General features: G+C 23.6%; 9 protein-coding genes and 1 pseudogene. 6 read left to right on the forward strand and 4 right to left on the reverse strand.

Annotation, left to right across the window (positions count from 1 at the left end):
* Positions 1 to 233: pseudogene (locus tag LDP10_RS01340) on the forward strand (cold-shock protein); the annotation flags it as partial.
* 124 nt (positions 234 to 357) lie between these two features.
* Here the strand turns inward: LDP10_RS01340 and LDP10_RS01345 are convergent.
* Positions 358 to 747 carry a RidA family protein gene (locus LDP10_RS01345; protein WP_265196948.1) on the reverse strand — a complete coding sequence of 130 codons (390 nt, stop codon included), beginning with the start codon at positions 745 to 747 and terminating at the stop codon, positions 358 to 360.
* A gap of 635 nt (positions 748 to 1,382) precedes the next feature.
* Positions 1,383 to 2,402 (reverse strand): ornithine carbamoyltransferase, encoded by a 1,020-nt coding sequence (gene argF, locus LDP10_RS01350; protein ID WP_265196949.1) that lies wholly within the window; start codon positions 2,400 to 2,402, stop codon positions 1,383 to 1,385.
* Positions 2,403 to 2,909: 507 nt separating this feature from the next.
* On the opposite strand from argF, the gene LDP10_RS01355 reads away from it, so the two are divergent.
* From LDP10_RS01355 to LDP10_RS01375, 5 genes are all read left to right on the forward strand, one after another.
* Positions 2,910 to 4,421 (forward strand): leucyl aminopeptidase, encoded by a 1,512-nt coding sequence (locus LDP10_RS01355; RefSeq protein ID WP_265196950.1) that lies wholly within the window; start codon positions 2,910 to 2,912, stop codon positions 4,419 to 4,421.
* A gap of 189 nt (positions 4,422 to 4,610) precedes the next feature.
* The gene (locus LDP10_RS01360) at positions 4,611 to 7,472 is read left to right on the forward strand and encodes a valine--tRNA ligase (protein ID WP_265196951.1); all 2,862 of its coding nucleotides are present in this window, start codon (positions 4,611 to 4,613) and stop codon (positions 7,470 to 7,472) included.
* Positions 7,473 to 7,630: 158 nt separating this feature from the next.
* On the forward strand, positions 7,631 to 8,605 hold the full coding sequence (locus LDP10_RS01365) for a rhodanese-related sulfurtransferase (RefSeq protein ID WP_265196952.1): 975 nt from the start codon (positions 7,631 to 7,633) through the stop codon (positions 8,603 to 8,605).
* A 1,143-nt stretch (positions 8,606 to 9,748) separates the two neighbouring features.
* Positions 9,749 to 11,134 (forward strand): asparagine--tRNA ligase, encoded by a 1,386-nt coding sequence (asnS, locus tag LDP10_RS01370; RefSeq protein WP_265196953.1) that lies wholly within the window; start codon positions 9,749 to 9,751, stop codon positions 11,132 to 11,134.
* 94 nt (positions 11,135 to 11,228) lie between these two features.
* A complete protein-coding gene (locus tag LDP10_RS01375; protein WP_265196954.1) occupies positions 11,229 to 12,338 on the forward strand; it encodes a porin in 1,110 nt (369 codons plus the stop codon).
* Between the two features lie 405 nt (positions 12,339 to 12,743).
* Here LDP10_RS01375 and LDP10_RS01380 read toward each other — a convergent pair whose 3' ends face one another.
* Together LDP10_RS01380 and ptsG are read right to left on the reverse strand one after the other, a co-directional pair.
* Entirely contained in the window at positions 12,744 to 13,088 is a 345-nt protein-coding gene (locus LDP10_RS01380; RefSeq protein ID WP_265196955.1) for a histidine triad nucleotide-binding protein, read from the reverse strand.
* Between the two features lie 148 nt (positions 13,089 to 13,236).
* Positions 13,237 to 14,670 carry a PTS glucose transporter subunit IIBC gene (ptsG, locus tag LDP10_RS01385; RefSeq protein WP_265196956.1) on the reverse strand — a complete coding sequence of 478 codons (1,434 nt, stop codon included), beginning with the start codon at positions 14,668 to 14,670 and terminating at the stop codon, positions 13,237 to 13,239.
* Position 14,671: the final 1 nt, after the last annotated feature.

The raw sequence follows: 14,671 nt of genomic DNA on the forward strand, positions 1-14,671 counted from the left end.
TACCTTGTGGTATGTCTAAAGATTTATTACAACGTTTAATTCGGACTCGTATTCTTAATAAACAAATCAATTTAAAGTTATTAAATCGTGATCATCACAATTTTTTAAATAGAAAAACTATACGTGTCGGAGATCATTCAGATGTTCGTAGACGTAATGAACGTTACGTAAATTCCAAAGCAATTCGTCGAGATAATAAAAATTATCTTTCATCTCGTCGTCGTAATGTTTAATAGATTATTAATTTTATTTATGCCACTTTGTGGCATATTTTTTATTTAATTAATAAATTTAAAAATGAACGTTTAAAAACATTTTTATAGATTAACCATTCTTTAATGAATAATATAACATTCTTTAATTGGATATAGCGAAAGCTTCTATTTCAATTTTTGCATTTTTGGGTAATGCTGATACTTGAACACATGATCTTGCTGGGAAAGTAGTTAATTTATGTTTTGAAAAAAAATTTTCATAAACTTTATTGACAATTTCTAATTGATTAATATCTGTTAAAAAAATAGTTATTTTAGCGATATTTTCTACTTTAAATTCAGCATCTTTTACTATTGATAAAATGTTATTTAAAATGGTTTTTGTTTGTTTAATAATGTCTTTTTCTATTTTCCCAGATTTTACATTAATAGGAATTTGTCCTGATAAAATTAGTAATTTTCCTATTTTTATAGCTTGAGAGTATGGCCCTATCGGTAGAGGAGCGTTCTTGGTTAATATTGGAATTAACATGTATATCCTATTTTTTATTTTGTTAAAATTTTTTATTAGAATATGATATATTACGTTATTTAAAATTTATCTATTATTGTAGATAAAAATAAAATATATGAAATTGTACATTTTTTAATACATAGAATATATTAAATTATATTTTATTAAAAATAATAAAAATTTTTATGGTTTTTATTAAAAACATGATTTTGTAATCATATAGAAAATATGAGTCATTTTAGATTATTATTTAATTATTATCAATAATATTTTGATATAAATATAAAGATTTTTTGATTTTAATAAATTAAGACAATTTTTCATTGTATTTTTTATTAATATTAAATTCAAAAATAAATGAGTGTTTGTAATACATTGTTATATTATTTAAAATAAATAAAAAAATTTTCTTACATTCATATCATATTCATGATTAATGATACTTACGTTAAAAAATATTTTTAATATTATTTAATTTGTATGCATAATTATGTCGATAATTTTGATTCAATGTTACTTTCATATTTATTTTTTAATAAATATATGATAATTTTTTAGATTAAAGATAAATTTTGTGATGATATATATCATATTTTTTATTTAATTTTAATTATTGAAAAAATTTCAGTCATTAATTTTATTTTTATAGAAGATTAAAAAGAACAATTATTTTTTATGAGAGTAGCAATCATAATAGCTTTTATAGTATGTAATCTATTTTCAGATTGTTCAAAAATAGTACTTGAATTTTTTTCAAATATTGAATGAGTAATTTCTATTCCTGAATATAAATTAAATTTTTCTAATATTTTTTTCCCTAAAATAGTATTTTTATCATGAAAAGCAGGTAGACAGTGTAATATTTTGACATTTTTATTTTTTGTTAATTGAATCATATTTTCATTTACTTGGTATTTTTTTAGTAATTGAATTCTATCTATCCATAATTTATCGGGTTCTCCCATAGATACCCAAACATCTGTATAAATAAAATCTACATTTTTTACGCCTTCTTCGATGTTTTCAGTACATAGTATTGTACTTTTTTTTTCTTTTGATATTGATTGGCATTGTGAAAAAAATTGATTATCAGGCCAATATTTTTTAGGAGCTACTAATCTTAAATTTAGACCAGTAATAGCTGCTGCTTCTAACATGGTATTACTAATATTATTGTTAGCATCACCTACGTAAGCACAACTAATTTTTCTTAAGTTTTTTTCATTCAGTGTTTCTTGCATAGTTAATAAATCTGCCAGTATTTGAGTAGGATGAAATTGATTTGTCAATCCGTTCCATACTGGAACCGTAGAACATTTAGCCAAAATATTGATTATGTTATGATTATGTCCTCTATATTCTATTCCATGATACATGCGACTTAGTACTTTTGCCGTATCTGCAATAGATTCTTTATAGCCTAGATGGCTATTACCAGGTCCTAAATAAGTTACATTAGCTCCTTGATCAAAAGCTGCTACTTCAAATGCACATCGGGTTCTGGTTGATTCTTTCTCAAAAATTAAAACAATATTTTTTTTTCTCAAATGTTGAATTTCTTTTCCATTTTTTTTTAATTTTTTTAATTTAGAAGATAAATTAATTAAATATTGTATTTCTGAATCTTTAAAATCTAATAATCTAAGAAAATTGCGTTGATATAATGTTGACATATTAAATACCTGCTTACTTTTAGTATAAGTGATTAGAAATTTGATATATATTATATATATACATAATTTATTAAAATATTTTTTAAAGTAAAGTACACTTAACTTTTATTAAATATATTTACATTTTAAAAAATATTAATCGGTTTAACTATTTTGGTTAATGTTTCTAAATATGATTGAATTTTATATGTTTACTATTATGTATTTAAAATTATTCAGTTTGTTAAATTTTTGATAAATAATTTTTTATAAAAAATAAAATTATATTTTTAATTTTTATATGTTAAATTGATGTTTTTAATTTATGATATAAAAAAACTCTTTAAAATGTAATCACCATTATTAAATATATATCAAATATATGTATTTGATCAATTAATTTTAAGAAATAATATATATTATTAATAAAAAATTAATATTTCTTTAGCAATGTATTTTTTTTAGTAAATTAGTTGGTATTCTGTAATAATATAAAATATTTTATAAGTATATATTCAGGTGTATATTATGAAATTTCATATAAATTATTTAAGTATAGAAAAATTAAAGAATGAATGTCTTGTTGTAGGTGTTTTTGAAGATAAAAAATTGCCATTTTCAACTAAACAGTTAGACGAAATTAGTCAAGGATATATTAATAAATTTATTATGTCAGGTGAAATAAATGGAAGAATAAATCAATCACTATTATTGTATCATATTCCGTATGTTTTTTCTGAACGTATTCTATTAATTGGATGTGGAAAAGAATCAGAATTTGATGAAAGAAATTATAGAAAAGTGATATTTAATAGTATTAAAATTTTAAAAAACACATCTGCTACAGAAGCGGTATTTTTTTTAAATGATTTATATGTAAAAGATAGGAATATATATTGGAAAATTAGAGTTGCTGTAGAAGTAATTGATAGTGCTTTATATGATTTCAGTATATTAAAAAGTGGACAAAGAAAAGAAAATGTTGTTTTATACAACATATTTTTTAATATATATAAGAAGTCAGAAATAATTTCCGGAGAAGTGGCAATAAAACACGGATTTATTATTAATCAAGGAATAAAAATAGCAAAAGATCTTGCTAATTTACCTCCGAATATCTGTACACCAAATTATTTTGAGCTACAATCACAAAATTTAGTAAAAAAAAATAATAAAAAGATCTTAATAGAAATTATAGATGAAATAACATTGAAAAATTTAGGAATGAATGCTTATTTATATGTTGGAAAAGGTTCAAAAAATAAACCTTGTATGTCAGTAATTAAATATAATGGTAGCTACGATAAAACCAGTAAACCAATTGTTTTGATTGGTAAAGGGGTAACTTTTGATTCTGGAGGTATTTCTATTAAACCTTCTAGATTAATGGATGAAATGAAATACGATATGTCAGGAGCTTCTGTTGTATATGGATTAATGCATATAGTCTCTCAATTAAAATTACCTTTAAATATAGTGGGGATTTTAGCTTGTTGTGAAAATATGCCAGGAGGAAACGCGTATCGTCCTGGAGACATAGTTACGACAATGTCAAAAAAAACTGTGGAAATTTTGGACACTGATGCTGAAGGTCGTTTAATATTATGTGATGTATTAACTTATGTTGAAAGATTCAATCCAAGTATAGTAATTGATGTGGCAACTTTAACAGGTGCATGTGTAGTAGCTTTGGGTCATTATGTAAGTGGTTTATTTTCTAACGATGATTTATTAGCTAATGATATGATATATGCTGGAGAACTAACTAATGATAAGGTATGGCGTTTACCTATCTTTCATGAATATTATAGCGATTTGGATTCCAATTTTGCTGATATTGCTAATATTGGTTGCAGATCCGCAGGAGCAATAACTGCGGCATGTTTTTTATCCAATTTTACGAAAAAATATACATGGGCTCATATAGACATAGCTGGAACAAGTTGGAAATCTGGTAAGGAAAAGGGATCAACGGGTCGACCTATTTTGTTACTTTCTCAATTTTTGTTAAACAAATCTGGTTTAAATTTACATAATTAAAATTACATAAATTTTTTAGTAATAGTTTTATATATGTTGAACATTATTGATTTTAGTATATATTTTATGCATATAGAGATATTTTAACAATTATTATACATTCCATAAATAATTTTATTCCATAAAAATATGTTCTTTGCATAACTTTACATTTAACAGTAAAATTAAAGCTCTTTTATAAAGACAAATATGAAAAAAAATTTTAGTCCTCAAGAAATTGAAAAAATATTATATAATTTTTGGGAAAAAAATGGATTTTTTAAAACTGATAAAAAATTTAATAAAAACAATTTTTGTATTATGATTCCGCCTCCTAATATTACTGGTAGTTTGCATATGGGTCATGCCTTTCAGCAAACGATAATGGATATTTTAATCCGTTATCATCGGATGCAAGGTGACAATACTTTATGGCAAGTAGGTACAGACCATGCTGGAATTGCCACACAAGCAATAGTTGAAAAAAATCTTATTTTAAAAGAAGGGAAAAATCGTCTTGAATATTCAAGATCTGATTTTGTAAAAAAAATATGGGATTGGAAAGAAAAATATGGTAATAAAATAATTTCTCAAATGCGTCGATTAGGTAATTCTATTGATTGGGATCGTGAACGATTTACTTTAGATCCTGTGATATCTAATGCGGTAACGCAAGCTTTTATTGATTTATATAAAGATAATTTAATTTATAGAAAAAAAGGATTAGTTAATTGGGATCCTAAAATTCAAACTGTTATTTCTGATTTAGAGGTAGAAAATCGCCTTACAAAAAGTTTTATATGGTATATAAAATACCCTTTATTTGAAGATTGTTCAGATTTTTATCATGAAAAATATTTAGTTGTAGCAACAACTCGTCCTGAAACTTTATTAGGTGATGTGGCTGTAGCAGTAAATCCTGAAGATAAAAGATATTCTAAATTATCAGGAAAACATGTTGTAATTCCTTTAATTAATCGTATTATACCTATTATTTTTGATAATTATGCTAATTTAAACAAAAATACGGGATGTGTTAAAATTACTCCAGGTCACGATTTTAATGATTATAAAGTTGGATTAAGACATAATTTACCAATGATTAATATTTTGACATTTGATGGGAAAATACGAGATATTCCTGAGATTTATGATACGAATAGTATTAAAAATAATGTTGATTATGATTTTATTCCTAAAAAGTTAAAACATTTAGATCGTTTTATCGCAAGAAAAAAAATAATTTGTGAAATAAAATTGTTAGGATTACTAGAAAAAATAATACCACAAAAAAATATGATTCCATATGGGGATCGTAGTGGAGATATTATCGAACCAATGTTAACTGATCAATGGTATTTACGTACTTCTCAATTAGCTCCAACGGCTATAAAAGCAGTTAAAGAAGGTTTTATTAATTTTATCCCTAAACAATATAATAATTTATATTTTTCTTGGATGGATAAAATTCAAGATTGGTGTATTTCTAGGCAGTTATGGTGGGGCCACCGTATTCCTATTTGGTATGATGATAATAAGAATATTTATGTAGGGAAAAATGAAGTAGAAATTCGTAAACAGTACTCTGTTGCTAATCATGTTAACTTAATACAAGAAGAAGATGTATTAGATACTTGGTTTTCTTCTAGTTTGTGGACTTTTTCTACTTTAGGTTGGCCAGATAAAACTGATTTTTTAGATTTTTTTCATCCTACTAATGTATTGGTCAGTGGTTTTGATATTATATTTTTTTGGATTGCTCGAATGATAATGTTAACTATGTACTTTTTGAAAGATAAAAGTGATAAACCTCAAGTTCCGTTTAAAACTGTATATATAACAGGGTTAATTCGGGATGAACAGGGAACAAAAATGTCTAAATCAAAAGGTAATGTCATTGATCCAATAGATATGATAGATGGTATTACTTTAAAAGAATTAATTAAAAAACGTACTAAAAATATGTTAAAACCAAATTTAGCAAAAGTGATCAAAGAAAGAACAAAAAAAACATTTCCACAAGGTATTGTTGCTACAGGTACTGATGCATTACGTTTTACTTTTTCTGCTCTTGCTTCGGGAACACGAGATATTATTTGGGATATGAATCGGTTAAAGGGATATCGAAATTTTTGTAATAAACTATGGAATGCAAGCCGATTTATTTTGATGAACGTTCAACGTGAAGAATTAATAGTAAAAAAAGATTCTTATAAATTGTCATTAGCTGATCAATGGATAAGATTAGAATTCAATTCTACAGTAAAAACATACCGTTATGCTTTAGATAATTATCGATTTGATAGTGCAGCTAACATATTGTACGATTTTGTATGGTATAAATTTTGTGATTGGTATTTAGAATTTTCTAAAATTTTTATGAATCATAATGATACTGTAAATTCAATGGGTACAAAATGTACTTTAGTACATATATTAGAATCTTTATTGCGATTAGCTCATCCAATTATTCCTTTTATTACTGAAGAAATTTGGCAACGTATTAAAGTATTAACTGATATTAAAGATAAAAGTATTATGTTACAAAATTTCCCTAAGTATAATAATAAATTAGTAAATGAATCAGTTATTAATGACATGATGTGGATTCAAAATACTATTACAGCAATAAGGAATATTCGCGCTTCCACAAAAATTATTTCTAACAAATTAATTCCTGTTCTGTTCCAAAATGTTAATTCTAAAGTAAAGAGAATTATAGATTTACATGGTAATTATTTAAAAATATTAGCTAATGTAGAAAGTATTACTATTTTATCATCTGTAAGTAAATCTCCTTTGTCTATCACAAAAGTAATAGATGGTGCAGAAATATTAGTTCCAATTACAGGAGAAATAAATAAAAAATTAGAAATTGATCGTTTATGTAAAGAAATTGATAAAATTAATATCAGTTTAAAACGCTTAGAACTTAAGTTATTCGATAAAAAATTTATTATGTATGCACCTCAAGATATAATTGAAAGAAATAAATTAATTGCAGATCAGTTAAAAGATAAGAAAATTAAATTAATTAAAAGAATTAAATTAATATCAGATATTAGAGAATAATGTTCATATCTATGCTGATAAAAAATTTATTTTATCAATAAAAATTTACGTTTTTAAAAAAAATTTTATATATATGATTAGAAATTAATTTTATTCATATAAAAATATTTAAGTATTGAATATTTATAATTGATAATTATCTATTAGGAAAATATCAAATGCCGTTTTTATACAATCGTATTTCAAATCATATTTTAAAAAACCGTATGTTGCTCGACACCGAAAAACGTATAACGGTATCTTTTTATAAATATTGTACAATTAATTTTCCTAAAAAATTTAGAGATAATTTATATGTATATTTTAGTAAATTAGAAATTTTAGGAAGAATAATTGTCTCTGAAGAAGGGATTAATGCACAAGTCAGTGTTCCTATTAAATTTTATTCTTTAATGAAGCTACATTTAAAAAAAATACATCTTGGTTTAAATAATTTAAGAATGAACTTAGCTTTAGACAATAAAAAATCTTTTTGGGTTTTACGTATGAAAGTTAGAAAAAGAATTGTATCAGATGGCCTTGATGAAAATATAAAGTTTAATCCTAAAGATGTTGGTATATATTTAAAGGCAAAAGAAGTAAATAACATGTTAAATGATAAAAACATAATTTTTATTGATATGCGTAATCCATATGAATATGAAGTAGGTCATTTTAAAAAATCCATATCGATTCCTGCTAATACTTTTCGTGATCAGTTAAGAATAATAATAGATTTATTTAAAGATTATAAAGACAAAAAAATTGTTATGTATTGTACAGGTGGAATTCGTTGTGAAAAAGCTACTTTTTGGATGAAGAATAATGGATTTAAAAAAATGTATCACATTGATGGTGGTATTATCGGATATTTTCATGACGCTAAAAAAAATAGATTACCAATATTTTTTGAAGGGAAAAATTTTGTTTTTGATGCGCGTTTGGGGGAAAGGGTATCTGATCAAGTAATATCTTATTGTCATCAATGTGGACTAAAATGTGACTCTCATGTTAATTGTAGATATAATTTATGTCATTCTCTTTTTATTCAATGTCATAGATGTAGTCGTAAGTTTCATAGTTGTTGTTCTGAAAAATGTTTACATAATTTAATTTCACAAAATAAAAATACAAGATTTTTAAAATTGATTTAAATTTATTAAATTTGCATTCTACAATTAACAATTTTATTTATATAAAATTGTTAATATTATTTAACAGATTAAAATTTTAAAATTGTTGCAGATAAAAGATATTTTTATGGTTATTAAATATTTTGATTATCAGAGTAATTTTTATTTTTTAAAATATTTAAATAATTTTTTATCTTATAAATTATTTATTATTATATACATGACAATAGTAAATACTATTACTATATATATTAATGATATTTTATAGGTTAAATTTAATTAAAAAATTTTCCTATAATAGTATTGTATTAATCATAAAAAATAATATTTTCGTTATATATTGATTTTATTCGGAAATAAGTTTTTTAACTTATTTGATAATGTAATAAATAAAAAAAATTTTTTACTTTTCCATGTAAATATTAATAATAATTAATATTTTTAAAAATTAAGAAATTATTAAAAAAATAATTTAATGTTTAAAAAATTCTTATTTTGACTAAATATATTTATTTTATTATTTAAATAAATTGTATATTTTTTAAATCAATTTTATATAAATAAATTTATTTTTTTTAAAACTTTTAAAAATATTAATTATTTAATATCTAGATTTTTAGGAAAATTTAGAAATATTATTAATTTAAGATAAAAATTAAAATTAATTATAAATTAATAGTAAAAAAAATACTAACTACAAAATTATTTTTTAATAAAATTTGACTTTTAAAAAATATCTATTAGTTTTTATTATATAAAATAATTGATTATATTTTTGGTATTGTAACAAATTAATGTACAGTGTTCATAAAATAAAATTTTTTAGTGTTATTATAATTTTATAGATTAAAACTATATTTAAATATCTAAATTATACAATATTTTAGAAAAATTTATATGTATTTAAAAAAATTTTGTAACGTAAAGTATGAATAATTAGTTATAAAATTGATATTTGTAAAAAATACAAGATACACATATTAATTTTAATTTTTTTTAAATAGAAAATATTAAATTTTATAAAATTATAGTATCATAGATATGATAATTAAAATTATAAATAATGTGTCTTAATTTTTATCATTATTGAAATTTATTATTTTTATAAAATATTTTTTTAAAATTTAATTTTTAAATTATATATGATTTCATTATGGAAAAATTATGAAAATAGTACCTATAGTAAATTTGTATCTCCATCGTATTCCAATTAACAGTATTATTGAAGTTCAAGGATGGATACGAAGTAAAAGAGATTCAAAATCTGGCATATCATTTCTTAATGTTTATGATGGATCATGTTTTAATTCAATTCAAGTGGTAGTTAGTCGTGATTTAGTTAATTATGCGGAAGTATTGCGTTTGACTGCAGGTTGTTCAATTTCTATTGTTGGTTGTTTAATTTTATCTCCTGGTGAAAAACAAAATTATGAAATTCAAGCTACAGTAGTTGAGGTTATTGGTTGGATTGAGGATCCTAAAAGTTATCCTGTTTCAGCAAAAAAACATACTGTTGAATATTTAAGAGACATAGCTCATTTAAGACCTCGTACTAATTTTATTGGAGCCATTACCCGAATTAGACATACTTTAGTGAAAGCCTTACATAATTTTTTTGATAAAAAAGGATATTATTTAATTTCTACACCAATTATAACAGAAATAAATGCTGAAGGAGCAGGTGAAATGTTTAGAGTGTCTACAAAAGATATGAAAAATATTTCTAAAAATGTTAATTTTGATAAAGATTTTTTTGGAAAAGAGTCTTTTTTAACTGTATCTGGACAATTAACTTTAGAAACTTACGCTTGTGCTTTATCTAAAGTATATTCATTTGGACCTGTTTTCCGTGCAGAAAATTCAAATACCAGTCGACATTTAGCAGAATTTTGGATGTTAGAAGTAGAAAAATCTTTTTCGACATTAAAAGATATGCATTTATTATCTGAAGAAATGTTAAAATATATTATATCGGTTGTTTTAAAGGAATGTGAATTAGAAATTTTATTTTTTAAAACGTCTTATGAACCGAATATTTTAAATAGATTAAGAAGTTTTTTAGAAAATGATTTTGTTAAAATTGATTATAAAGATGCGATAGAAATTTTACTTTCATCAAAGATTAAATTTCAAAGATCTGTTTTTATGGGAGTTAATTTATCTACGGATCATGAACGGTATATAGTAGAAAAATATTTTAAAAAACCTGTAATAATTAGTAATTATCCAAAAGATATAAAAGCATTTTATATGCGATTAAATAAAGATCAAAAAACAGTAGCGGGAATGGATATATTATTACCTGGTATTGGAGAAATTATAGGTGGATCAGAAAGAGAAGAAAGACTCGAAATTTTAGATAATCGTTTAATAGAGTTAGGATTAGAAAAGGAAAATTATTGGTGGTATCGTGATTTAAGACGCTATGGGACAGTTCCTCATGCAGGTTTTGGATTAGGAATAGAACGTTTAATAGTTTATATCACAGGAATTAAAAATATAAGGGATGTGATTCCTTTTCCAAGAACGGTTGGTCATGCTAATTTTTAATTAATAATAAATATATATTTTAATATTTTTATAAAATAAATTAACAATTTTATTTTTTTTAAAACTAACTAAAATCATGAGGCAATAAACAATAATGATAAATTATATTTTTTTACTAATTATAATTCCATTTTTATTAATTATTAATACGGCTGATGCTGTAGAAATATACAATAAGAACGGTAATAAATTAAAAATTTATGGAGGAATGAATCAAAAGTATCGATTTCTTCATTCTTCTAGTTCTACGAATAAAAAATATGATAAAGATCCTAGTGAATATATGCTTGGTTTGTTTGGAGAAACAAAAATAAATAATGAATGGTCAGGATATAGTTGCTTAGAATATAGAGGAAAAGGTTTTGTTTCAGAAAATAGCATAGATAACAATCTTAATAATAAAATTAGTTTAGGACTAATAGGTTTTAAATTCGGGAAATGGAGTTCTTTAGATTATGGTAGAAATCATGGTGTGATATATAATGCTAAATCTTTAACGAATTGTCATTCTTTTATTGATACTGATCGTGTATTTAAAGAAAATGATGTTTTTTTAATGGATAGAGCAAGTAATGTAATTACTTACCATAATTATAATTTTTTTGGTTTATCCAATAATTTAACTACTATTTTACAATATCAGGAGAAACATAAAAATAGTAATTCTATGCAAGAAAATGGAAGCGGTTGGGGTAGTTCAATAAAATATGATAATAGAAAAGGAATAACAGCAATAGCTTCTTGGTTTTCTGAAAATCGTACTTCACGTCAAATTATTGATGGTCAAGGAGATAGTGCTGATGCGTATGGAGTAGGTTTAAAGTATGAAAAAAATAATGTATATATGGCAGCTTTCTATGGAGAAGGACGAAACATTACACCATATGCAAAGTTCACAAAATTTGCTGGTAAATCGGGTAATTTAGAATTATTCGGTGAATATAATTTTGATGGCGGATTAAGTTCTTCTTTAACATATTCTGAATCTTACGGTAATAATATGAAATCTATTAATTCTACGCTATTTAGCAAAAAGAGAATTTTTAGTAGACAAATGAACATTTCTAGTCATTATAATTTTAGTAAAAAAATATATACTTATATAGATTATAAATTAGATTTTTTGAAATATAATCAAGATGTTAATGTTCCAGAAGAATCTCATGATAATATTTTAAGGGCTGGTATGGTTTATAAATTTTAATAAAATATCTATTTTTTATTATTAAATAATTAAATTATTTCTATAATACACAAAATGATACTTCCAATTCTCTGCTGATTTTTTATTGCAGTATAAATGTATTAATTTTACTTTTTGTAAGTATAATTAAAAAAATAAAATATTCAGCAGAGAAAAATTTATTTATCAATAACTATTTTATTAATTAAATTATTAATAATTAAAATTTTTATATTAGAAATATAATTTTTATATATAGTATTTTATTTTTAATTGGATTATTAAAAATTTTAGTATTTTTTCATAGAAATATTTTTTAATTTTTTATATTTCTTTTTATAATATGTAAAAACTAATTTTATTAAATTAATAAAATACATTTAATTAATTATATTCAAAAATTATTTTGAATTATTAAATACAATCTTATAATATATCTCCTAAATATTTTCCTCCAAGTAAATGCAAATGTAAATAAGGAATTTCTTGACCTCCATCTTTATTACAATTTAATATTAGACGATATCCTTTTTCATCTATTCCTGTTTTTTTCGCTATTTTAATAGCTGTAGTAAATATATGAGTTAGTATGTTTTTATTTTCTTCATTGATATCATTTGCTGAAATAATTAATGTATTGGGTATAATTAAAATATGTACAGGTGCTTTAGGTTTGATATCTTTAAATGCTGTTACTATTTTATCTTTATATATAATATCAGCTTTAATTTCTTTTTTTAAAATTTTTAAAAAAATATTTTTTTGATCCAAAATTTAATTTTCTTTTTTAATCAATGATATATGTATTCTACATTATAATTTTATATTGTTCTTATTATTTAATAATATATTTTTAATATAGATTTTATTTTGATATAAGATAAGGGTAAGTATTGGTTGCTTACCCTTTGATATATTTTCATAATTGAAGTATATAATGATCCATAGCTGTTTTTAGATTATCAGATTTTGTTCCAAAGACAACTTGAACTCCTGATCCAGATATGACTATACCGGCAGCTCCAAGTTGATATAGTTCTTTTTTGTTTACTTTGGATATATCAATTACAGTAACGCGTAAACGAGTAATACAAGCATCTAAATGTTTTATATTATTTTTCCCACCAAATGCTTTTATAAGATGTGGTGCCATTTCATCTGCATTTTTATTAAATAAAACGTTATTTGTTTTTTCTCTTCCTGGCGTTTTTAAATTTAACTTTTTTATTAAAAAATAAAAAGTGCAATAATACACACTACCATATATTAAACCTATTATTGGGAAAAGCCATATTCTATTACTATTCCCACTAAGAATGATGAAATCTATAATTCCATGAGAAAAACTCGTTCCTGCTCGCATATCTAGTAAAATACATACTGGAAAAGCTAAACCTGCTAATATAGAATGTATAATATATAACATTGGAGATGCTAAGATAAAAGAAAACTCTATGGGTTCTGTTATTCCGGTTAAAAAAGCTGTTAATGCTGCAGATAACATAATTCCTCCAACTTTAGCTCTATTTTTTAAATTAGCAGTGTGCCATATAGCAATAGCTGCAGCAGGGAGACCATACATTTTAAAAATAAAACCACCTGATAATTTACCTGCAGTATTATCCCCTGCCATATATCTAGCAATATCACCGTGGAATATTTGTCCCATGTTATTAGTATATTCTCCTATTTGCATTTGAAATGGCACGTTCCATATGTGATGTAATCCAAAAGGAACTAAAGCTCTTTCTACTATTCCATAAATAGTAAAAGCAAAAATAGGATTTTGATAAGCAGCCCATTGAGAAAATGTTTGTATACAATTTCCAATTGGGGGCCATATTAAAGCTAAAATCACACCTATTATTATGGCAGTAATACCTGATATAATTGGAACAAAACGTTTTCCAGAAAAGAAACCTAAATATTCTGGTAATTGAATTCGATAAAATCGATTAAACATATATGCTGAAATTGATCCGGCTATGATGCCTCCTAAAATTCCAGTATCAATAAGATTTTTCCCATTGATTTCTGTTATCGGTATGTTTAAGAATATAGGTGTTAAAACAGATAAAGTTTTAACCATAATGCCGTAAGCAATTACTGAAGCTAATGCCGATACCCCATCATTATTTGTAAATCCAAGAGCTACTCCTACAGCAAATATTAACGGCATGTTAGAAAACACAGAACCTCCTGATTCTGCCATAATTCTAGAAACAATATCTGGAATTATGCTAAATTTAGCTGATCCTATTCCAAGTAAAATACCAGCGATTGGTAAAACTGATACTGGTAACATCAGTGATTTACCTATTTTTTGTAGGTTAGAAAATGTATTTTTAAACATT

The organism is Buchnera aphidicola (Pemphigus obesinymphae) (assembly GCF_026122815.1).
Classification (GTDB): Bacteria; Pseudomonadota; Gammaproteobacteria; order Enterobacterales; family Enterobacteriaceae; genus Buchnera_C; species Buchnera_C aphidicola_BJ.